The sequence below is a fragment of the Mesorhizobium sp. M0074 genome, from assembly GCF_040322975.1.
Lineage (GTDB): Bacteria > Pseudomonadota > Alphaproteobacteria > Rhizobiales > Rhizobiaceae > Mesorhizobium.
This window is the reverse complement of sequence record NZ_JAMYUM010000021.1, coordinates 36,794-58,185: the sequence shown is the minus strand read 5'-3', so window position 1 is coordinate 58,185 and position 21,392 is coordinate 36,794. Positions and strand designations below refer to the sequence as shown.

Genomic DNA, 21,392 nt, shown 5'->3' with positions numbered 1-21,392 from the left:
CATGCGTTAGGCTTCCTTCTACAGATGAAGGAAGCACGTCATGGCATCGCTTTCGAGCATCTCCGACACCGATCTGGACAAACAGGTCGCGGCCCTGACCAGGGAACTGGCCACCTTGAAGAAAGCCGTGTTAAAGCGGGGCGGCGCCTTTTACGAAGACGGGCGCGATACCGCGTCGGATTATTATTCGGATATCACTGAGCGCCTCGGCGACGCCTTGCCGGCAATCAGAAGGCAAGGCCGGGCGATCGAGAAGACCGCCCGGGATCACCCGGCGACGGCGGCCGCTGTCGGGCTGGTTCTGGTCGGGCTCGTCGCCAGTCTGTTCCTCGGCGGCCGGCAGCAACAAGCACCGCGAGCGCGTTCAAGATCGGCACGTTGAGATAAGCAAATGGCGGTGGTCAGCGGACCGCCGCCATTTTTCGCCGACACGGAAAGCCCGGCAAGCGCGCCGCCCTTGATCAAGCACCAGAACGCCTGATTGCGGGTTGTTCGCCCGAGGGTGTTTTCAGTACTTCTTCGCGACAACCTTCTTGTGATGGTGGCGGTAGTGGTGGACGCGGTGATGGTAGTGATGGCGGTGATGCTTCTTGACGGTGGTGTGCATCGTCGTTGCATTCGCGCTGCTTGCGCCGATGATCGGCATCGAGAGGGCAAGTGCGATTGCAAGTCCAAGGGCGGAGAGAAGAGGCTTCTTCATGACATCGTTTCCTTTTTGCGCAGGCGGAATTTGAGCGTCACTGATTCAGGTCGGTGACTCGAGCGCTGCGGTTGGGACTATCGCCTTGGAGTTTTTCGGCAGTTTTTCCGGCCTGTAGAATTTTGTTTCCGAACTGTGTCTGCTGACGAACCGGCCAGATGTCGGCGCGCCGGCATCCGCCATTCATTCCGGCGTCGGTTCACGATGCCGTGACGCTATCTTTGATGCTTGGCAAATCACCGGCGAGCGGGCATTCTCCCGATCGTCTCAGGCAACAACATGATTTGATCTAACTCTTTCATCCCACGGAGTTGCCAATGCCCCAAATAGCAAAACGCGAACCTTACTCCGAACTGGCGGCGAGCGCGGTTACGCCTGAACGCAGTGCCGTCCGAACCGCCCGGGAAGCCCGTGGATACAGCATCGAAGAGCTGTCCCTGGCGTGCGGGCTGGCAGCCTATGAGATTGCCGACATTGAAAGCGGCAAGGATGCCGATCCCTCGAAACGTCGGCGTATTGCCTCCGCGCTTCAACTTCCGGAAAGCGCTCTGTTTGATGAAGCCGTGTTGCCTGCCAAAAGGCGATCCGTGTCGTAGCGACGTGTCATGCTTTTATTCCACGAGCTCGCCATGGGTCGCCCTGGCGGGCTTCGTTTTTTCGGCCACGTAGTGGACTTGCCGGCCGCCACGGCGACGCCAGACGGAAATTGCCGGAGATGAGCCTCGAATCCGTTCGCGCCTTTTTCGCCGCACACGCGCCCGAAATTGATGTCATCGTCACGGAGGCAAGCTCGGCGACGGTGCCTCTGGCCGCCGAAGCGCATGGCGTAGCGCCGGCGCAGATAGCCAAGACGATCTGCTTGCGCGCCGGCGACCAGACGATGCTGATCGTGGCCAGCGGGATCTCCAGGCTGGACAATCGCAAATTCAAGGACCGGTTTGGTGGCAAGGCGCGAATGCTGGACGCCGAGCAGGTGCTCGCCGCGACCGATCATCCCGTCGGTGGGGTGTGCCCGTTCGGCCTACCGGCGCCGCTCCCGGTCTACTGCGACATCTCGCTGCGCGCCTTTGACGAGGTCGTCCCGGCGGCAGGCGCGACGAATGCCGCCGTGCGGCTCAGCCCGCAACGCCTGGCCGAACTCGTCGACGCCGAGTGGGTGGATGTGTGCCAGTAGCCATTTATCCGGGTCGTGGGATCCGCTGAGCGTTACCGCTACTCGGTCTTCTGTGGCTCTTCTTTCTTGATCGTCTGAGCGTCCGTGACAGTCGACATATCTGCCTTCTCGACGCTTGCTGTCTTCGTCTGCGTGTCGACCGATGCCTGGACCTTGGAATGCGCGGGGCAATCCGCAGAGGCAGCTGATATGGACATGGTCAGTGCCGCGGCTATTGCGAGGAATGTCTTCATGATCATTCTCCTCTTTCGTTCGATGGGTAAAGTTAGCCCGTCCGGCACCGACCGCAAAATCACATTTGTTCACACGCGCTCCTGCGCAAACGGAAGCCGATGCTGGGCCAGTGATTCAGACGCTGGGCCAGTAATTCAAATGGCTGCGCGGATAGCCGCTTGCCGTATCAAGGCCCACTGGCTCCGGCCGGAGGATTTTTGGCGTTAAAGATCTCGCCGCTCAGAGCCAGTCTCAAATCTTCGGCGCTGAGCTGACCACTTTCAAATAAATCCATCACCCTGCGGCCGAGCACTTCTCTGCCCGGATCTCCATCAGCGAGGCCTAGTTCACGGCATCGGGCATCAAGTGCCTTGGTCAACATGGTCAGCTCGGCAGGACAGGCAACTCCTTGAAGCGACATTGCATCTCTCCCGAAAAGGGCGAAAGCGCGTGGCATCTTCGAAGCGTCCGCTCGCCCTTACAACTGCGGACGACGGCAATTCAACTAGAGCCAACCTTTTTCGAACTCAACATTCAAACGTACCAAAACGCCGCGCGCTCCAATGGGAGGATCCTGCTACAATACGGTATGGCCGTCCGAATAGCGGTTGTCCTCGCGCTTCTTTTCGCCTTCGCCTACGGTTTCGCAAAACTCGCGGAACATTATCGCAGCGTTGGCGACAGGCCCTCTCCGTGTGAAGAATTGCCCTATCCTGATTGTCCTGACCAAAAAGCTCCTCCCCGGGAAGAAACTGAGCCTTGAGCGCGCGCCTGTTCAGGCCAGGCCAGCCGTCGGGATTGAATTAGTTCTTTCCAACCGACGGTTGGTGGACGCATTGCAGCTGATGCGCCTAGGGTTCACTACGATCCGCGCGCACCGGGCATGCCCAACCCCCGAGTCACCCCTGCCTGATGCAAGGCGCCTGATCGAGTCCCGCCGTTCTGGCATGTGCGGCGGGACCTTTTCTTATTGAAGCTGGAATACGGGCTCACGATAAAGGTTGGCGTACGCAGCAAAGCTTACCTAGCCATTACCGCGCGGTTACTCGGTGGGCTTCTGGCTAGACGCCAGCCTCCGTGCCTCGCGCACGAGTGATGCGTGATCGGTTCCCTCGATGAGATCACGCGCCTGCGTATGTTGCGCTGGCTGCAGTGCGGCTATTGTCTGTACAGCCAGTTTGGGGGAAAACTGGCTAAGGCTTTGGATTTTAATGGTCGGAGTGGCCGGATTCGAACCGACGACCCCTTGACCCCCAGTCAAGTGCGCTACCGGGCTGCGCTACACTCCGGACCGGTCGCGATGTATCGTGATAGACCGGGTCCGGTCAACCGAATTCGGTTGCTGTCCTGCCTGAAGCAACCGCGACGGGGATTGCCGGTCGCTGCGCCGCCCGCAGCTGCCACTGGTGGCGGTATTCGAGCGCGATGGCACCCCAGATCAAGCCAAGCAGCAGGTAGACATGGCGCCAGTGGTCGATGTCGATGAAGGTGCCGAGCCCGATATTGCCGATGAAGGCGACGTAGGCGCATAGAAGATAAGGCTGCCACGGCCGGTCGCGCAGCAGAATGCGGAAGCCGGCGGCGATCGTCCAGCACGTCAGCGTCAGGAACGACACGAAGCCGAGCCAGCCGTAATCCATCAGCATCTTCAGCCAGATGTCGTGCGTGTCCTCGCCGAACATCTTGCCGAAGACGAGCGGGCCGATGCCGAACGGATGCTCCAGTGCCATCTGAAAGCCGATCGTATAGCGGGCGAAGCGGCCGAGCCGGGCGGTGTCGTAGCTTTGTTCGAGCTGTGCGCGGTTCGAGAACATCTCGGCGACGCCTGGCAGTTGCAGGATGACGATCATTGCGATGACCAGCAGTCCGACGGCGGCGATGGTCATGACGACGACGCGCAGCTTGAACTTGCCGCTGGCGCTCTGCAGGAACAAGGCACCGGTCAGCAGGATCGCCGAAACGGCGAACATGCCCCAGGCGCCGCGCGAAAAGGAAAAGAAGATGCCGGCGGTGATTATCAGCAACGGCACCGCCAATAGCGGCATGCGTGCGACCGAGCCGGTAAGCAGCAGGTAGAGCAGGTAGATGCCGGGCAGCACCAGGAACGGACCGAACACGTTCGGGTCCTGGAAGGCGCCGGCGGCACGGTCGTATTTGGTGAAGATCTCCGCTCCTGGAAAGGCATGGAAATAGCCGGCTATGCCGACCAGCGAAGTCAGCACTGCCGACACCACATAGGCGACGAAGATCACCCGGTAGAGACTGGGCTGGACGGCCGTCATCGAGGCGAAGAACACTGCGGTCAAGGCAAGGAACAGCGAGACTGCGAGATAGAGCGGCGTGCTGGCAAGGTCCGACATCTGCGTCATCGAGATCATGCCGCCGATATTCATGATCACCAGCAGCACCAGCAGCGGCACCGCCGCGCGCTGGATGCGCAGGCCGAACAAGGGCCACACCACGATCAGTCCGATCATATAGAGGTCGTATGGCGCCGGCTCGGCGATGACGAAACCGGACAGGAAGACGCCGAGGAAAACCGCCCCCGACACAATCAGTGCGATCAGCTTGGCGTTGACCGCCGCCGCCGGCAATTCGTAGGCCGTCGCGATCAATACGCGTTTTCCGTATTGAGCAGGCGGATCGGCGTCAGGAACAGGATTCTGAGGTCGAACAAGAGCGACCAGTTCTCGATGTAATAGAGGTCGTATTCCGTCCGCATGCGAATCTTCTCGTTGGTGTCCATCTCGCCGCGCCAGCCATTGATCTGCGCCCAGCCGGTCACACCGGGTTTGACCTTGTGGCGGGCGAAATAGCCGTCGACCACTTCATTGTAGAGGAGGTTGTGCGACTGCGCGGCAATGGCGTGCGGGCGCGGCCCGACCAGCGACAGCGAACCGAACAGCGAATTGAAGAACTGCGGCAGTTCGTCGATCGAGGTCTTGCGGATGAAGCGGCCGACGCGGGTGACGCGCGGATCGTTCTTGGTCACGGTCTGCTTCGCCGTCGGGTCCGCCTTGTCGGTATACATCGAACGGAACTTGTAGACGTCGATAATCTCGTTGTTGAAGCCGTGCCGCTTCTGATGGAACAGCACCGGCCCCTTGCTGTCGAGTTTGATCGCGATTGCGGTCGCCAGCATCACCGGCGAGAACACGATGATGCCGATGATCGAAAAGACAATGTCGAAGGCGCGCTTGGCGACCGAATCCCAGTCGTTGATCGGCTTGTCGAAGATATCGAGCATCGGCACCGAGCCGATGTAGGAATAGGCGCGCGGCCTGAACTGCAGCGCGTTCGAATGCGCCGATAGCCGGATGTCGACCGGCAGCACCCACAGCTTCTTCAATAACTGCAGCACGCGCGATTCGGCGGTCAGCGGCAGCGATACGATCAGCATGTCGATGCGCGCGATGCGGGCAAATTCGATGAGTTCGGAAATTGTACCGAGCTTGGGATAACCGGCGACAACCGGCGGCGACCGCTTGTCGCCGCGGTCGTCGAAGATGCCGCAGATGCGGATGTCGTTGTAGGGCTGCCTTTCGACCGAGCGGATCAGTACCTCCGCCGCCTTGCCGCCACCGACGATGACGGCGCGGCGCTCCATCCGCCCGTCGCGCGCCCAGCGCCGGATCAGCTTCGACATCACCAGCCGGAGACCCAGGATCAGCACGAAGCCAATAACGAACCACGTGCCGAAGAGCAGGCGCGAATAGTCTTCCGACATTTTCATGGTGAAGGCGGTGAGCGCCATCAAGGCGAAGGTTCCAGCCCAGACCAGCAGGAGGCGGCCGAAATTGGCGATCGGCCGCATCAGCGCGACAATCTGGTAGCAGTCGGTGACGTCGAACAGAACGACCGCGAGGAACGAGGTGGCGGCGATCGTCAGCGAGTATTGCCAGGCAAGATAGTTGAAAAAGCCGACATAATAGAAATAGACGGCAAGACCTGACACCAGCAGCAGCGCGAATTCCACCATGCGCAGGACGCCGCTCACCATGATCGGCGACATCGTATCGCGCCGGTATTGCGAGGCGACCTGGCGGGCAACATCGTTCATGCCGCCGGCCGTATTGTTCTCGGCAGGGGCGTCGAATTTGCGCACCGCGTCTAGCGAAAAACGGCGCGCGGGGTCGATTTCGTTCATGGGGCGTCCGCAGGTTTCCCTCAGGTGAATAGCAAAAGAGAGCTAAGAAACCCTTGAAACAACACATGGCTTTGGAGACGCTTTCACCAGGAGCAGCCCGGTGGAAAACCCGTTGCTCTATTTTTTGAGCGCGGCGAAATAAGCCTTTTCGATTTCGGCGGCCATTACATCGGCGCCGAAGCGTGCCTTGAGGTCGGCGAGGCCGGGCATCAGGCCTTTGTAGGTGTCGAGATCGGCCAATGCGGCGCTTATCTTGTCGCCAAGTTCGCGCGGGTCGGGCCGGATCAGGGCAGGCGAGCCGGTGTCGAAGATTTCCGGTATGCCGCCGACCGCCGTCGCGATGATCGGCTTGCCGGCGGCGAGCGCTTCCAGAACTATATAGGGCATGGCTTCCGCGCGCGAGGGAACGACGACCAGTTCGGCCAGCGTGAAGGCGAGCCTGGCCGGCATCGGCGCCAGGAAACCGACGTCGAGGCCGAGCTGATTTACCTGGGCGCGATAGCGCGGCAGGTCGTCGCCGTCGCCGACCATCAGCGCTTTCAATGGGCGGCCGAGCCGTGTCGCGGCTAGCCCCAGCGCATCGATGAAGATGTCCGGGCCTTTGAGGTCTCGCATCATGCCGATATAGAGGAGGTCAACCGCATTGTGCTCGGTCCGCACCGGCTCGAACTCGGCGGCCCGCAGGCCGTTGTGGACGAGAGCGTTCGGAATGGGCGGTTCGCCGACCTTCCTGCGATAAGTCCGCCGCTCATAATCGGAAACAAACAGCAGGCAATCGGTGAAGCGAGCCATGAAGCGCTCGAGCGCGAAGAACAGCTTCCCCATGGCGGTGGTCTCGTCATAGTGAAGCGAGCCGCCATGCGGCGAATAAAGGCGGGCTACGCGAGACCTGGATACCCGCAACAATGAGCCGAACAGACGGGCATAGGCGCCACCTTTGGCGCCATGCCCGTGCAGCACGTCCGGCCGCAATTCTTTTATGATCCTATAGGTGCACCGGGCCGAGGCGAGATCGCCTGGCCCGACATGCCGCTGCATCGGGGTGCGGTGAATGCCGAGCGCCAGGCTGCCTTTCATCTGTTCGAACAGCCGTTCCTCGAAATCGCCGCCCGTCGTCGAATCGCAGACGATGCCGACGGCATGGCCGGCGGCGACCTGAGCCTCGGTCAGGTCGCGCACATGCCGGAAGATGCCTCCGACCGGTGAGCGAAAGCAGTGGACGATCCTGAGTGTGTCCGCCACTTTGTCAGCACATCAAAACAGGCGTTCGCGAACATAGACTGTATCGCCGGGCAATAGCGGGTCGGAGGTCACCACGCGTCCGGTTATCACCTTGCCGTTGATGTCGCGGGTAATGTCGACGCTTTCCTGGTTGGCGCGTGGCGTGAACCCGCCGGCGATGGCGACGGCTTTCTGCACGGTCAGGCCTGGAACGTAGGAATACTGCCCCGCCGCACCCACTTCACCCATGACGAAGATCGGCCGGTAGCGATCGATTTCGACCGAAACATCGGGATCCCGCAAATAACCCTGGCGCAGTTTCTCGGCGATCTCGCTTTCAAGCTGTTGGGCGGTGTGGCCGCGCGCCGGCACGTTGCCGACGAGCGGCAGCGAGAGATAGCCGGACTGGTCGACGCTGTAGGTATTGGTCAGTCCTTCCTGCTCGAACACGGTTACGCGGACGCGGTCGCCGGCGCCGAGGCGATAGGGCTGGTCGAGAACTTCATGGAATGCGGCCGGCGTCGGCCGGTAGCTGGAGCAGCCCGAAAGCATCGATACGGCAAGCAGCGCGCGGAAAAGGGGAGCAGTGCTTTTCATGAGCGGACACGTACCTTTGAATAGCCGGCGACTCTGCGGCAAACCTTAACGATCGAGCTCGGTTATCATCCTGTTAGGGTTAATGGCCGGTAAAGGCGCGCGGCCGATGCGGGCCGGATCGACAAATGCAGATGGTTTTCAGCCTCTTGTTTGCGGCTTGTTAGTAGAGCCTAACAGGTTCTTACCGCGATATTAACGGCTGAGTTACCATAGTTGTTTACGGTGCATGCTGACTCAGTACCGGAGCAGGGATGCATGTCCGTTCAATCCGCGGCCGCAGATGTCGACGTCGATCTCAGGCAGCTTTTCGCCAGCCTGGCGCGAAACTGGTTGCGCATCCTTGTCGTCGCACTGGTTGTAACCGGCCTGGCCTTTGCGCTCGCCTGGCTTGCAACGCCCGAATACAAGGCGGCAGCCAAGCTGGAGATCGGGCCTCGAGAATCGGAGTTCACGCGGCCAGCCGGGGCCAACGGCAACGAGCGGTCGATTCCCGACGAAGAGGCTGTGGCCACCGAGGTCCAGATCATCTCGTCCCCCGACATCCTCAAGCAGGTGGCGGCGAAGCTCAACCTGGCGAAATTGCCCGAATTCGACGAGGCGCTGAAGATGTCGGCGCTGAGCCGCGCCCTTGTCCTTGTTGGCTTGAAAAGCGATCCGTTCGAGATTCCGCTGGAAGAGCGCGTGCTGGACGCAATGCATGAGAAGCTCAACGTCTATGGCGTTGAAAAAACCCGCGCGATCGCAATCGAGTTCTCGTCAGAGGATCCAAAGCTTGCCGCCGCGATCCCGAACGCCATTGCAAACGCCTATATCGCCTCCAAGGGCAATGCCAAGCTCGAATCGAATTCCGCCGCCACCGACTTTCTGGCGCCGGAAATCGCGGATCTGCAGAACCGGGTGAAGGAGGCGGAAGCCAAGGTTGCCGCATTCCGTGCGCAGTCCGATCTTTTGATGGGCGGCAACAATTCGGTGCTTGCCACCCAGCAGCTGTCCGAATTGTCGAGCGAACTGTCACGCGTGCGCGCCAATCGCGCTTCGGCGGAAGCGACCGCTGACAGCGTGCGCAGGGCGTTGCGCAATGGCGGCTCGCTGGATGCCGTTCCGGAGGTGTTGTCTTCCGAACTGATCCAGCGCCTGCGCGAGCGGCAAGTCGAACTCAAGAACAACATCGCCGACCTTTCCACCACCTTGCTCGACAACCATCCGCGCATCCGCGCGCTGAAGTCGCAGCTCGCGGATCTCGACCGCCAGATCCGCAACGAAGCGGAAAAGATCATGAAAGGTCTGATGGCGCAGGCCGAGACGGCGAAGGCGCGAGAGGCTCAACTCGTGGCAGACGTCAACACGCTGAAGGCGGCGTCCGCCCGCGCCGGCGAAGAGCAGGTGGAACTCGATGCGCTGCAGCGTGATGCCGCGACCAAGCGTCAGCAGCTCGATCTCTATTCATCCAGCTATCTCCAGGCGGCCGCACGCAAGGATCGCAACTATCTGCCCGTCGACGCTCGCGTATTTTCGGAGGCCCAGGTGCCGGCCGAACCTTATTTCCCCAAGATTGGTCCGATTGTCAGTGCGGCCTTTGTCGGCTCGTTGCTCATCATGGCGATCGTCACGCTGCTGCAGGAACTGTTTTCCGGCCGCGCCATGCGTCCGGCCGCCGGTGCCCATTTCGAGCGCATCGAGCAGGTTGCGATGCCGGCTGTCCAGGCCGAACGCGTGATGGCCGAGCCCGACCCGTCGGTTGGCCGGTCCGAACCGGCAGTCGTCGAGATCGATGAGGCCGACGACGACAATATCATTGAAAGCAAAGTGGAGCCGGAACCCGTCGCGGTGGCGGAAGCGGCTGCCGAGAAAATCGAACCGGAGTACTCTGAAATGGCCGCTGGAGACATTGAACCGGCACGTTCTATCCTCGGCGAGGTCGACATCGACAAGGCCGCGGAAAAACTGATCGCCACCGGTGCCGCCCGCGCCATATTCGTGTCGCCAGAAGGCGACGAGGCGGCCGCCTCGGCGGTGTTGGTGGCGCGCGCAGTCTCCGACGCCGGGCTACGCGTGCTGCTGCTTGATCTCACCGCTTCGGGTGCCGCCTCGCGGCCGATGCTGGACAGCGGGCTGTTTCCGGGCATCACCGATCTGCTCGCCTCGCAAGCGCAGTTCAGCGATGTGATCCACCCCGATCTCTATTCGGACTGCCACGTTATTCCCGTCGGCACAGCCGATCCGGTCCGCGCCATGCGCGCCGCCGACCGGCTGCCGATCATCATGCAGTCGCTGACCACCGCCTATGATTTGGTCGTGGTCGAATGCGGACCGGCCGACGCGCAAGGCATCAGCCGCCTGGTGGGCGAGGGGACCGAGGTCTTGCTCTCCATGCTTGAGCCGGACGACGAGGTGACGCAGGCCGCGGTCGCGCTCATCGAGAGTGGCTATCCCGACCTGACGCTGGTCACGCCCATCGGCCATGTGGCGCCGGGCCCAATGCCGGGACGGCGCTCGGCCGCCTGAGGCAGTTTTCTCTCAAATCGAAATCAGCTGTCGTCTTCGCCTGCGGCCGGTGCTGTCCGCCCCACGGCTTTGCGGCGCAGCAGCTTGGTCAGCTTCCAGACCATTGGGCTGTGCTTGATGAATGCCTTCAGGCTTGCGCCGTGCCTGAGCGCAAGCGCCAGCGCACGACCTTTCAGCGTCAGCGGAACCAGCACCTCGAAATGCTGCGTTTCGACATCGCACCACAATCGCTTGTAGGGTTCGTCGCCGACCGAGAAATCATAGATTTCGAAACCCGCCTCGCAGGCTTCCAGGATGTTCTCGAAGAACAGGAAGTCGCCCGGGCTGGTGTGTGCGAGGTCGTCCTCGGCGATCGCCCCGAATTCGCAGATCAGCCGCTTGCCCGTGCGGCTCGATCCGGTGACTGCACGAAGTTTCCCGGCGACTTCCAGCCCATGCAGGACGAAGGACGGATATTCCTCTTGAAGCGCGTCGGCAAACAGCGAGCGGAAAAAAGCGCGCACCTCCGCCTCACCGAAAACATTGGCGATGCCCATCTTGCGGAAGCGGAATTCCTTCATCTCGAAAAAGGCATCGAGCAGCATGTGCACCTCGTCCGCAGTCCTCGCCTCGATGCGACGATAGCTGCCAACGGCCTCGAACTTGCGCGCCTGCGAGCGATGCTTCTTGCGCCTGCGCTTGCCGCTCACGCGGGTGAGCAGTGCGTCAAATCCTCCCACAAGACCGGCGGCCAGCGACAGATTGGGGCTCGAAAAATGCGGCAAGGCGGAGAGCGGGTTGGCAACGCCGTCGAGATCGGGCAGCAGCCGCTCCAGCGCAACAAGATCGATGTCGCGCCGCGTCTTGGCAATCGCAGCCAGCATCGAGCGGATCGCCGCGCTATCGGCATTCGACAGCCATTGCGGGTCGGCGGCGGCAAAATTGCCGTTTGCATGGCGGCCGCCCATGAACCGGGCGACGCGGAACGCTCCACTGCGAGTGACCTCCAGCGCCAGTGAGAAAACCGGCCTGTCCTCGGCGCGCAGCGTCGCAACGACAACGTCGGCGCCGGTATGTGCGGCCCAGTTCAGGATCCAGCCTGCGCTTTGCGCAGGGGCAAAAAGCGCCGAATGGCAGAATTCTGCGTACGCCGCCAACGCCGCACTATCGGCGACCGAGGTTGACAGGCCGGCTTTGCCGGCCGGCAAGGCACACGGCGACGCCTCGCTGCTTGCCAGCTGATTGCCGTCAAATGACGCGGTGGCGTCAACCATACCTCAATCCTTAGGGCGTATTCGTCGCGATTGGGGGTCCGCGCAGGCGCATTCCATGCTTGATGAGCTTAGGCGCAAAAGGTGAATGAATGATCGACGGGGGCGAGGCAATCCGCAAACTGGCGCTCAATCTCGCCCGCTATTCCGGTCTCGCTCCGCTGGCCAAGCCGTTTATCGGCGGTCTCGGCGCTATCCTGATGCTGCATCGGGTAACCGCGACACCGGAAAAGCCGAACGGCGTCAACCGCCACTTGAACATCGCGCCTGGGTTTCTCGACACCGTGATCGCCGACATGAAGGCGAACGGCTACAGTTTCGTCACGCTTGACGAGGCGATCGAGCGCATCAAGGCTGGCGACAAGGACGGCCAGTTTGCGACGATCACCGCCGACGACGCCTATCGAGACAACATGACCGAGGCGCTGCCGGTGCTGGAGAAACACGGCGCGCCGATCACCATCTACGTCGCGCCGGGACTGATCGACGGCGCTGCCGATTTGTGGTGGGACGTGGTCGAGGACATCGTCAATGCGCGCGATCGCCTGACGCTGACGACGCCGGATGGCCCGGTGACAATCGACTGCTCGAGTCCGGGAAAAAAGGTCCAGGCCAATGCGCGCCTGCACGCTCATCTGACGCTGAAGGTGCGCGAGCAGGACCAGCGTGCGGTGTTGCGGGATCTGGCGCGCTCGAACGGCATCGAGTTGGGTGCTCCGCGCCCGAGCACGCTGATGAACTGGGACGAGATCCGCACCATGGCCGAGCACCCGCTGGTGACGATCGGCGCACATAGCGTCAATCACTGCAATCTGAAGCGGCTTTCCGAGAGCGATGCGCGACATGAGATCGGCGACGTCAAGCGCATATTGCAGGCCAAACTCGGCGAGGAGCCGCGCCATTTCGCCTATCCCTACGGTTATGCCAGTGCCGTCGGCCGCCGCGAAGTAGGCCTAGTCCGCGATGCCGGCTATGCCTCGGCGGTGACGACCCGCCACGGCATACTCCGCGCCGAGCATGCCGGCTTCCTGCACGCCCTGCCGCGCATTTCGGTCAATGGCCGCTATCAGAGCGTCGCCCACGTCCGAACAATGTTGTCGGGTGTGACGACGCCGCTGGCCAATGCCGGCAAGACGGTGGTGACGATCTAACTGTTGCCTCGCCCCTTCGGCCGCGGCTCCAGGATCAGCCATTTGATGATGCCCATCGCCGGCAGCACCCACAAAAGCCCGCTGAGCAGGAAGAAGATGAAGTGCGCCAGCGGCCCGGACTGCGACAATTGGGCGACCGCCACGATCGAGGCGACCAGCGCATAGACTATGACCAGCACTACCAGCAGGAAGCTTCCGATCAACTTTTTCAGGCGAATGGGCATGGCGCGATCTCGTTGATCGCTATCGCTTAGGCCGAACAGCCAATACGCGCAACCCGCCAGAAACGGCGCGACGGCGTGCCGCGCTGTCCGGTCTTGCAAGCCGGGTTGCGATGGTTCACCAATCCGCGACTTCAACTGCCGGGACAAATCCATGGCTGCTGCCATATCCGATGCCGCGCCTTTCGCCGCCCGCGATCGCGACCTTCGCAACCGCGCGCTGGTACGCGGTTGGCTCTATGTCGTGCTCCTGGTGCTGTTTGCGCTGGTACTGGTCGGCGGCGCTACAAGGCTCACCAATTCCGGCCTGTCGATCACCGAATGGCAGCCGATACACGGCGTCATCCCGCCGCTCAATGATGCCGAGTGGCAGGAGGAGTTCCTGCGCTACCAGCAGACCCCGCAATATGCCGAACTCAACAACGGCATGAGCATCGAGGCGTTCAAATCGATCTTCTGGTGGGAATGGGTGCACCGCATCCTGGCGCGTAGTGTCGGCGTGGTCTTCGCCCTGCCGCTGCTGTTCTTCTGGGCGACGCGCCGCATCGAGCGGGGCCTCGGCACGAAGTTGTCGGGCATCCTCCTTCTCGGCGCTCTGCAGGGCGCGATAGGCTGGTGGATGGTGGCGTCCGGGTTGGTTGACCGGGTTTCGGTCAGCCAATATCGGCTGGCGACGCATCTGACGCTGGCGGCGCTGATCTTCACGGCGACCATGGTGGTCGCGCGTGGGCTGGCGCCGCACTCGGAACCTGCCGCCGACCGCTCGACGCAACGTCTGGCCGGCTTCCTGGTGCTGCTGGCGCTGGTCCAGATCTATCTCGGCGGGCTGGTCGCAGGGCTAGACGCCGGCTTGAGCTACAACACCTGGCCGCTGATGGACGGCAAGCTGGTCCCCGGCGACCTGCTGCTGCTGGAGCCGGCATGGCGCAATTTCTTCGAAAACCCGAAGACGGTGCAATTCGTCCACCGGGTCGGCGCCTACACGATCTTCGCGGTCGCGCTCTGGCACATGATTGCGACACGCCGGCGCCTGCCGGGCACGACGCATGCCCGGCGCGCGACGCTGCTGTTCCTGATTGTCGTGGTGCAGGCGTCGATCGGCATCGGCACGCTATTGATGCAGGTGCCTCTGCACATGGCCCTGACGCATCAGGCATTCGCGCTGTTTCTGCTCGGCTTCGCCGCCGCGCATTGGCGCGGTACCAAGGGCGCTTACCCGCTGCCCCACGAGATCGCTCTCAGAGGCTGAGCCGCACCCGCCGGATTGCCGCGGCAATCGCCAGTTCGCGGTTTTCGTCGACCGCATTGCGATCTTCATGGTGCCATGCAGCCGACAGGCAGCCATAGGCGATGGCGTGGTCCAGTATCGCGGGCGGCGACTGGCCGAGCGTTGCGGCAAAGACATGCGCCATATGCGCGATCCGCCGCGGATCGAGGCAAAGATCGTCCCGGTCAAGTGGGTTGTAGAACATGTTGGCGGCGTCGAAGCCGGGGTCGCCGAGAACGCCCTTCGGGTCGATCGCCAGCCAGCCGCGCGGACCGTGCATGATGTTGTCATGATGCAGGTCGCCGTGCAGCGGCCGCACGTCGTGCGGATTGGACAGCAGCCGTTCCGCGATTTCGGCTGCTTCGACATACAGGCTCCTTTCGCCGGCGGCGCGATCGGCCCTCGCTTTTTTGAATAGGCTGGAAAACCGGGTCCGCAACGGCTGGAGGTCCGGCGGGGCAGGGTGCTTCGACGGCGAGAACAACCTTGCTATCACCTCCGCCGCGATCGCGGTGGCGGCATTGTCGCCGTGTTCGGCAAGATGGTGTGACAGCATCCTGTCGCCAGCATGTTCGAGCAGCATGCGGTGGCCATCGCGGCCCAGCAGCCGCACCGCACCTTCGCCGCGTCGCCAGGCGAGGAAATGCTCGCCGCGCAACTCGTCCTCGACATCGTCGAAAGGCTTTAGATCCTTGACGATTGCCGGCGAGCCGTCCTCGCGCGCGACCTTCCAGATGCGGCTGCTGAACGTTTCGGCGGTGAGTTCGGGCGCGCCGACCTTCCAGCGCTTTGGAAATGCCGGCACATCCATTCAGAGGCCGAGCATCAGATCCATGTTCTGCACGGCGGCGCCCGAGGCGCCCTTGCCGAGATTGTCATAGACCGCAAGCAGCAGCGCCTGCGCTCGATCGTCATTGGCGAAGACGTAAAGCTTCATCCGGTTGGTGCCATTATAGATCTCCGGATCGATGTCAGGCATGCGTTCCTGATGCAGATACGGCGCCACCTCGACCACGCCGCCATCGATGGAAGCGAAATGATCGGCGATCGCCGCGTGAAGCTCGGCGCCGGTCGGCACATGGTCGAGGCCGCCGAGTTGCAGCGGCACCACCGTGATCATGCCTTGCGCGAAATTGCCGACCGCCGGCTGCATGATCGGATCGTGCGAAAGCTTGGCATAGGTCCTGAGCTCAGGCACATGCTTGTGCTGCAGCGTCAGCCCGTAAGGCAGGAATTCCGGCGCATCCTCGCCCTTGCCGACATAATCCTCGATCATCGGCCGGCCGCCGCCGGAATAGCCGGAAATGCCGTTGACGGTGACCGGAAAATCGGCCGGCAGCAGCCCCGCCGCAACCAGCGGCCGCAGCGTCGCGATTGGTCCTTGCGGCCAGCAGCCCGGATTGGCGACGCGCTTCGCCGAACCGATCTTCTTCGCCTGGTCCTTGTCCATTTCGGCGAAACCATATTCCCACCCATCGGCGACACGATGCGCCGTCGAGGCGTCGATCACTTTGGTGGTGTCATTGGCGATCAGCGAAACGCTTTCCTTGGCGGCTGCGTCCGGCAGACAGAGGATCGCGACATCGGCAGCGTTGAGGAACTCGGCGCGCGCTGCCGTTTCCTTGCGGCGCTCGGTCGGGATGGAGATGATTTCCAAGTCGCCACGCTCGGCAAGCAGCGCCCTTATCTGCAGACCGGTAGTGCCGTGCTCGCCGTCGATGAAGATTTTCGGTTTCATTGCTTGCCAAAATTCCTGTTATCTCAAAGCTATATGCCGCTTGCCTGATTCAATCCGGCAACGCCGTGATTGCCCTGGTTTATTTCTTCGAGTCGGGCCTTTCGTTCCGCCAACAGCCCAAGATAGTGCATGGCCACCATCGACCCGGCAATTGCCGTTATATCGGCGTGATCATAGGCTGGCGCAACCTCGACGACGTCGGCGCCGACGATATCGAGCTGGTTGATCTGGCGCAGCACCGACAGGATCTTTGCCGAAGACGGGCCTCCCGCGACCGGCGTTCCGGTGCCGGGCGCAAAAGCCGGGTCCAGGCAATCGATGTCGAAAGTGACGTAGGTCTTCTTGCCGCCCGTACGGTCGACGATGGCATAGGCGATGTCGGACGCACGCATTTCCTCCACTTCATGGCCATACAGGATCTTGATGCCGAACGTGTCGGGCGCATGGGTGCGGATGCCGATCTGGATCGACCGGTCGGGGTCGATGATGCCCTCCTTGACTGCACGGCCGACGAAGGAGCCGTGATCGATGCGCTTGCCGTCGTCGGGCCAGGTGTCCTGGTGTGCGTCGAACTGCACCAGAGCCAGCGGGCCATGGATGGCGGCATGCGCCTTGAGCAGCGGCCAGGTGACGAAGTGATCGCCACCGAGTGACAGCAGAAAGGCGCCGGATTTCAGGATCTTCGCCGCTTCGCGTTCGATCGTGGCAGGCGTCTTCTGGTGATTGCCGCTGTCGAGCAGGCAGTCGCCATAATCGACCACGGCAAGCTGTTCGAACAGGTCGCGCGAAAACGGATATTGCGGATCGTTGTCGAGGATGGCCGAGGCGCGGCGGATTGCCTGCGGTCCGAAACGGGCGCCCGGCCGATTGGTGACCGCAGCGTCAAAGGGAATGCCCCACACCACCGCATCGGCGTCCTTCACGTCCTTCGAATATTTGCGCCGCATGAACGACAGGGCGCCGGCATAGGTCGGCTCGAACGACGCACCCGTCCTGGAGCGGGTGGTGAAGGCATGATCGATGGTCCTTGGCGGCATGAAGCGATCTCCTGTGCGTCGACGCGCAACCTTATTGGACATAATTCTCAGAATTGCGACCCCTGCGGAGGATCATGGCCATTCGATCCGGTCACAAATCCTTGCTCGCCAGGCGAACCCGGCATGGCTGGCCAGGAGATTGCCTGGCAAGCAACCGAAAGTAGCCGCCGACGACTGCTTCGGCCGGCGCTGACCTGATTTTCCGGCATTTTGCAAGCCGGCTTCGTTCACCTGCCTGTCACGGGCATCGCTTAACCGGGGTGCGATCCCGGTACGGAGCGATTCTCGTGCGAACGACTTGTCTCATGCGAACGATTTGGCTGAGCCTTCTGCTTTCCGCGGCGCTGGCGCTCTCCCTTGGCCAGGCATCGGCAGGCGAAACGCGCGCCAGGCAGATTCTCGACCGCTTCGAGCACGCCAACCAATGGCGCGACCATGTGCTAGTGGCCGCGCACCGCGCCGGCGGCATGCAATCCGGCAAGACGCTCTATCCCGAAAATTCGATCGCCGCCGTCGAGGCGTCGATCGCAACGGGCGCCGAAATCGTCGAGGTCGATATCAGGCGCTCGAAGGACGGACAGTTCGTCGTCATGCATGACAGTTGGCTCGACCGCACGACGAATTGCAAAGGTGAGGTCGACAAGCACACATTGGCCGAACTCAAGACTTGCCGGTTGGAAGGCACCGGCGCCGTTACGGGCGAGACGGTCTCGACGTTGCGCGAGATGTTGATGACGACCAGGGACAGGATCCTCATCAATCTCGACAACAAGCTCGATACCGAAAGCCTCGTCGGCATGGTCGCGGTTGCGCGCGACCTCGGCATGGCCGAACAGGTGATCGTCAAGGAGAACCTGTGGAATGCGGAGCGGATCGCCACGGTTGCGGCCGCCATGGACGCGATCGAGGGCGGCTTCCAGTTCATGCCGATCATTGCCGACGATGCTGTTCACGACGCCATGTTTGCCGAAAAAGTCAGCCGGGCGTTCCCGGTGCGCGCGATCGAACTGATCAATTGGCGGGCCGGCGCCGAGACACTGACCGAGACCGGCGGCCCGCTGTTCAGCCCGCGCATGCGCGCGCTGGCGGTGAGGGGCGACTGGCACATCTGGGCCGACACCTATGCCATCGTCAACAAGCCGGGCGGCTTCCTCGCCGGCGGTCGCGGCGACGAGCTGGCGGTTGCGGCCAGCCTGCCGCGCGAGACTTATGGCTTCTGGGTCGAGCGCGGCGCCACCATCATCCAGACCGACGAACCGAAGGCCGCCATCGGTTGGCTGGCGGCGAACGGTTTTCGCGTGCCCTATGCCGGTGAGAAGCGCCCGGCCGAGCCGGCCAACACGGCCAGCATCAACTAGACCGGCGCGGCGAGAATTGGATCTCCCTCTTGTGGTGACGATGCCCGGCAGGGCAGAAGGGCGCTGTCCCGCCGACCCCAGGCCGGCAGCGCCAAACTTTCGAAGGAACCCAGAAACAGAAAACCCGCCTCTGTGGGCGGGTCGTTGGAGCCAATTAGCACCATACCCAAATTAGTAGCATAGCTGCCGGCACAAAGCAAGAACAAAATGTGGCGTAGTGGCAGAAAAATGCGACGATCCTTCAGCGTCTCGGCTGTCCCGCCTGCAAGATCGCGCGCCTTCGCTGTCCTGTCGGCAATCTCCCCCGCAAGGGAACCCACTTGGGGGAGATTGGCTCATCACTGCCTTCGGTAATCTACCCGCAGGCCGCCATTGCCACACCATCCAGCTCCTTGATGACATCGTCCGACAGTTCGAGGTCGGCAGCGGCGAGGTTCTCCCGCAAATGCGCGACGGAAGACGTGCCGGGAATCAGAAGAATGTTGGGCGCGCGGCGAAGCAGCCAGGCGAGCGCGAGCTGCATGGGCGTGGCGCCGAGGCGTGCGGCGACCTTGGACAAGGTCGACGACTGCAACGGGTTGAAGCCGCCAAGTGGGAAGAACGGCACATAGGCAGTGCCGTCGCGGGCCAGATCGTCGATCGAGGCATCGTCGCCCCGATGCGCCAGATTGTACTGGTTCTGCACGCAGACGATCCTGCACATCCTGCGGCCTTCGGCGATCTGTGCAGCGGTGACGTTGCTCAGCCCGATGTGGCGCACGAGGCCCTGTCGCTGGAGCTCGGCAAGCGTCGCAAGCGGCGCCTCGATCGACCCTTCGGCGGGGCCATGCGCGTCGAACATGACCCGAAGGTTGACCACCTCCAGCACGTCGAGTCCGAGATTGTGCAGATTGTCGTGCACCGCCTGTGTCAGCTCTTCTGCCGAGAAGGCCGGCAGCCATGAGCCATCCGTGCCGCGTCGGGCACCGATCTTGCTGACAATAACGAGGTCGCCGGGATAGGGTGCGAGCGCTTCGCGGATCAACAGGTTGGTCACGTGCGGGCCATAGAAGTCGCTGGTGTCGATGTGGTTGACGCCTTGTGCAACGGCTTCGCGCAGTACGGCCAATGCCGCGTCGTGGTCCTTTGGTGGGCCGAAGACGCCTGGCCCTGCGAGCTGCATGGCGCCGTAGCCGAGCCGTCTCACCTTGCGGTCGCCGAGGATGAATGTGCCGGACTGGTCGACGCTGGACATGGTCTTTCTCCTTCAGGAACGGTGCACAGATAGACGCTGTCCGATCTCATGATAATTGGGTACAATTCGCACGGGCTGTGCGGAATGACGAACAATGCAGATTGATCTCGGGGACCTGAACGCCTTCGTGGCCGTAGCGCGCGCCAAAGGTTTTCGGGATGCGGCACGCGCCAGCGGCGGCAGTGCGTCCGGCTTGAGCGAGGCGGTGCGGCGCCTGGAGACGCAGCTCGGTGTCAGGCTGCTCAACCGGACGACCCGCAGCGTTGTCCTGACGGAAGCCGGCGAAGGCCTGCTGGCGCGGCTCGGTCCTGCCTTGACCGAGGTGGAGTCGGCCCTCGATGTAGTGAACGGCTTTCGCGACAGGCCGGCAGGTACGTTGCGCCTCAATGTGCCGGTCAGCGCGGCGCGGCTGGTACTGCCCAGCATCGTTCCGCCTTTTCTCGCCGCCTATCCAGGCATCCGGTTGGAGGTGATCTCGGAGGAGAGCTTCGTCGATGTGCTGGCGGCGGGGTGCGACGCCGGCATTCGCTATGAGGAGCGGCTGGAGCAAGACATGATCGCTGTGCCGATCGGACCGCGCGTGCAGCGCTTCGCCACCGCCGCCAGCCCGGCCTACCTGGATCGTCATGGCCGGCCGCAACACCCGCGCGACCTGCTCGGCCACGCCTGCCTGCGCGGCCGCTTTGCCAGCCGTGCGATGCCGCCGTGGGAATTCGAGCGCGACGGCGAGGTGGTGCGGGTCGACCCGACGGGGCCGCTTCTCGTGACCCTGGGCGGGGCGACTGACCTCAAAGTCGATGCAGCCATCGCCGGGACCGGCATCATCAGCCTGTTCGAGGATTGGCTACGCCCTCACTTCGAGAGCGGGGCGCTCGAACCGCTGCTTGAATCCTGGTGGCAGAGCTTCTCCGGGCCGTTCCTTTACTATCCCGGCCGGCGCCTCGTGCCGGCGCCGTTGCGGGCGTTCATTGACTTCATCAAGGCCTGAAGTCTGCCACCATGCGTGCGAGCCGCGCCCGATGGGGTGATTGGTGCCTCTTTTTGTGGAAAAGGCCGCCCGGAGGCGGCCTTTCGAAAACGTGTAATTGCGCAGCGCTTAACGCTTGGAGAACTGGAAGCTCCGGCGGGCCTTTGCCTTGCCGTACTTCTTGCGCTCGACGACGCGGCTGTCGCGGGTCAGGAAGCCACCCTTCTTGAGCACGGCGCGCAGCGCCGGCTCGTAATAGGTCAGCGCCTTGGAGATGCCGTGGCGCACGGCACCCGCCTGGCCGGAAAGGCCGCCGCCGATGACGGTGGCAACGATGTCGTACTGGCCGGCGCGATTGGCGGCGATGATCGGCTGGTTGAGGATCATCTGCAGCACCGGACGCGCGAAATATTCGGCGAACACCTTGTCGTTGACGACGATCTTGCCGGAGCCGGGCTTCACCCAGACGCGGGCGATGGCGTTCTTGCGCTTGCCGGTGGCGTAGGCGCGGCCCGACTTATCGAGTTTCTGGACGTGGACGGGTGCGGCCGGCTGGGTGTTGGTATTGCCGGTGGCAGCTCCGAGTTCTGCGAGCGAGGAAAGCTCAGCCAT

22 protein-coding genes and 1 tRNA gene are annotated in these 21,392 nt (G+C 62.5%); 8 read left to right on the top strand and 15 right to left on the bottom strand.

Translation table 11 applies throughout. The features are described 5' to 3' along the window. Positions 1-40: 40 nt before the first annotated feature. Positions 41-382 (top strand): hypothetical protein, encoded by a 342-nt coding sequence (locus NKJ73_RS25210; RefSeq protein ID WP_023674512.1) that lies wholly within the window; start codon positions 41-43, stop codon positions 380-382. Positions 383-508: 126 nt separating this feature from the next. Here the strand turns inward: NKJ73_RS25210 and NKJ73_RS25205 are convergent, their stop codons facing one another. Further along, positions 509-700 (bottom strand): hypothetical protein, encoded by a 192-nt coding sequence (locus NKJ73_RS25205; protein ID WP_023674514.1) that lies wholly within the window; start codon positions 698-700, stop codon positions 509-511. Between the two features lie 317 nt (positions 701-1,017). On the opposite strand from NKJ73_RS25205, the gene NKJ73_RS25200 reads away from it, so the two are divergent. Then, positions 1,018-1,296 (top strand): helix-turn-helix domain-containing protein, encoded by a 279-nt coding sequence (locus NKJ73_RS25200; RefSeq protein ID WP_023674515.1) that lies wholly within the window; start codon positions 1,018-1,020, stop codon positions 1,294-1,296. Between the two features lie 119 nt (positions 1,297-1,415). Further along, positions 1,416-1,874 carry a YbaK/EbsC family protein gene (locus tag NKJ73_RS25195; protein ID WP_352456594.1) on the top strand — a complete coding sequence of 153 codons (459 nt, stop codon included), beginning with the start codon at positions 1,416-1,418 and terminating at the stop codon, positions 1,872-1,874. 38 nt (positions 1,875-1,912) lie between these two features. Here NKJ73_RS25195 and NKJ73_RS25190 read toward each other — a convergent pair whose 3' ends face one another. From NKJ73_RS25190 to NKJ73_RS25160, 7 genes are all read right to left on the bottom strand, one after another. After that, positions 1,913-2,107, bottom strand: a complete 195-nt coding sequence (locus NKJ73_RS25190) for a hypothetical protein (RefSeq protein ID WP_023674517.1) — start codon at positions 2,105-2,107, stop codon at positions 1,913-1,915. 167 nt (positions 2,108-2,274) lie between these two features. Continuing rightward, on the bottom strand, positions 2,275-2,508 hold the full coding sequence (locus NKJ73_RS25185) for a hypothetical protein (RefSeq protein WP_352471996.1): 234 nt from the start codon (positions 2,506-2,508) through the stop codon (positions 2,275-2,277). 791 nt (positions 2,509-3,299) lie between these two features. Next, positions 3,300-3,376: transfer RNA gene (locus NKJ73_RS25180), tRNA-Pro, on the bottom strand. A 36-nt stretch (positions 3,377-3,412) separates the two neighbouring features. Continuing rightward, positions 3,413-4,702: an O-antigen ligase family protein gene (locus NKJ73_RS25175; RefSeq protein ID WP_352571458.1), complete on the bottom strand. Its 1,290-nt coding sequence runs from the start codon at positions 4,700-4,702 to the stop codon at positions 3,413-3,415. Then, positions 4,699-6,234, bottom strand: coding sequence for an undecaprenyl-phosphate glucose phosphotransferase (locus NKJ73_RS25170; RefSeq protein ID WP_352571457.1), 1,536 nt, complete (start codon positions 6,232-6,234; stop codon positions 4,699-4,701). The genes NKJ73_RS25175 and NKJ73_RS25170 overlap by 4 nt, the downstream gene beginning before the upstream one ends. Positions 6,235-6,351: 117 nt before the next feature. Then, positions 6,352-7,476, bottom strand: a complete 1,125-nt coding sequence (locus NKJ73_RS25165) for a glycosyltransferase family 4 protein (protein WP_352571456.1) — start codon at positions 7,474-7,476, stop codon at positions 6,352-6,354. 12 nt (positions 7,477-7,488) lie between these two features. Then, positions 7,489-8,052 (bottom strand): polysaccharide biosynthesis/export family protein, encoded by a 564-nt coding sequence (locus tag NKJ73_RS25160; RefSeq protein WP_023674625.1) that lies wholly within the window; start codon positions 8,050-8,052, stop codon positions 7,489-7,491. 255 nt (positions 8,053-8,307) lie between these two features. Between NKJ73_RS25160 and NKJ73_RS25155 the strand changes: the two genes are divergently transcribed. Beyond that, positions 8,308-10,557, top strand: coding sequence for a GumC family protein (locus tag NKJ73_RS25155; RefSeq protein WP_023674626.1), 2,250 nt, complete (start codon positions 8,308-8,310; stop codon positions 10,555-10,557). Positions 10,558-10,580: 23 nt separating this feature from the next. On the opposite strand, the gene NKJ73_RS25150 is transcribed toward NKJ73_RS25155, so the two are convergent. Beyond that, positions 10,581-11,810, bottom strand: coding sequence for a GNAT family N-acetyltransferase (locus NKJ73_RS25150; RefSeq protein WP_352456599.1), 1,230 nt, complete (start codon positions 11,808-11,810; stop codon positions 10,581-10,583). Between the two features lie 89 nt (positions 11,811-11,899). Here NKJ73_RS25150 and NKJ73_RS25145 point away from each other — a divergent pair, with 89 nt between their 5' ends. After that, positions 11,900-12,958, top strand: coding sequence for a polysaccharide deacetylase family protein (locus NKJ73_RS25145; RefSeq protein ID WP_352571455.1), 1,059 nt, complete (start codon positions 11,900-11,902; stop codon positions 12,956-12,958). Here the strand turns inward: NKJ73_RS25145 and NKJ73_RS25140 are convergent. Beyond that, positions 12,955-13,182 (bottom strand): DUF2842 domain-containing protein, encoded by a 228-nt coding sequence (locus NKJ73_RS25140; protein WP_023674629.1) that lies wholly within the window; start codon positions 13,180-13,182, stop codon positions 12,955-12,957. The genes NKJ73_RS25145 and NKJ73_RS25140 overlap by 4 nt on opposite strands. A gap of 151 nt (positions 13,183-13,333) precedes the next feature. Here NKJ73_RS25140 and NKJ73_RS25135 point away from each other — a divergent pair, with 151 nt between their 5' ends. Then, the gene (locus tag NKJ73_RS25135) at positions 13,334-14,428 is read left to right on the top strand and encodes a COX15/CtaA family protein (RefSeq protein WP_023674630.1); all 1,095 of its coding nucleotides are present in this window, start codon (positions 13,334-13,336) and stop codon (positions 14,426-14,428) included. On the opposite strand, the gene NKJ73_RS25130 is transcribed toward NKJ73_RS25135, so the two are convergent. Genes NKJ73_RS25130 through speB form a run of 3 tightly spaced genes read right to left on the bottom strand, consistent with a single transcriptional unit; the run spans position 14,418 to position 17,221 of the window. Next, positions 14,418-15,257: an aminoglycoside phosphotransferase family protein gene (locus tag NKJ73_RS25130; RefSeq protein ID WP_352571454.1), complete on the bottom strand. Its 840-nt coding sequence runs from the start codon at positions 15,255-15,257 to the stop codon at positions 14,418-14,420. The genes NKJ73_RS25135 and NKJ73_RS25130 overlap by 11 nt on opposite strands. Beyond that, positions 15,258-16,184: an N-acetyl-gamma-glutamyl-phosphate reductase gene (argC, locus tag NKJ73_RS25125; protein WP_352571453.1), complete on the bottom strand. Its 927-nt coding sequence runs from the start codon at positions 16,182-16,184 to the stop codon at positions 15,258-15,260. It abuts the gene before it with no gap. Positions 16,185-16,213: 29 nt separating this feature from the next. Continuing rightward, a complete protein-coding gene (gene speB, locus NKJ73_RS25120; RefSeq protein WP_352571452.1) occupies positions 16,214-17,221 on the bottom strand; it encodes an agmatinase in 1,008 nt (335 codons plus the stop codon). 305 nt (positions 17,222-17,526) lie between these two features. Here speB and NKJ73_RS25115 point away from each other — a divergent pair, with 305 nt between their 5' ends. Next, positions 17,527-18,579: a glycerophosphodiester phosphodiesterase family protein gene (locus NKJ73_RS25115; RefSeq protein WP_352571451.1), complete on the top strand. Its 1,053-nt coding sequence runs from the start codon at positions 17,527-17,529 to the stop codon at positions 18,577-18,579. A 355-nt stretch (positions 18,580-18,934) separates the two neighbouring features. Here NKJ73_RS25115 and NKJ73_RS25110 read toward each other — a convergent pair whose 3' ends face one another. After that, positions 18,935-19,813 (bottom strand): aldo/keto reductase family oxidoreductase, encoded by an 879-nt coding sequence (locus NKJ73_RS25110; protein ID WP_352571450.1) that lies wholly within the window; start codon positions 19,811-19,813, stop codon positions 18,935-18,937. 94 nt (positions 19,814-19,907) lie between these two features. Here NKJ73_RS25110 and NKJ73_RS25105 point away from each other — a divergent pair, with 94 nt between their 5' ends. Continuing rightward, entirely contained in the window at positions 19,908-20,801 is an 894-nt protein-coding gene (locus tag NKJ73_RS25105; protein WP_352571449.1) for a LysR family transcriptional regulator, read from the top strand. 108 nt (positions 20,802-20,909) lie between these two features. Here NKJ73_RS25105 and rpsI read toward each other — a convergent pair whose 3' ends face one another. Beyond that, complete coding sequence (gene rpsI, locus NKJ73_RS25100) at positions 20,910-21,392, bottom strand: 30S ribosomal protein S9 (RefSeq protein ID WP_023674644.1); 483 nt, start codon at positions 21,390-21,392, stop codon at positions 20,910-20,912.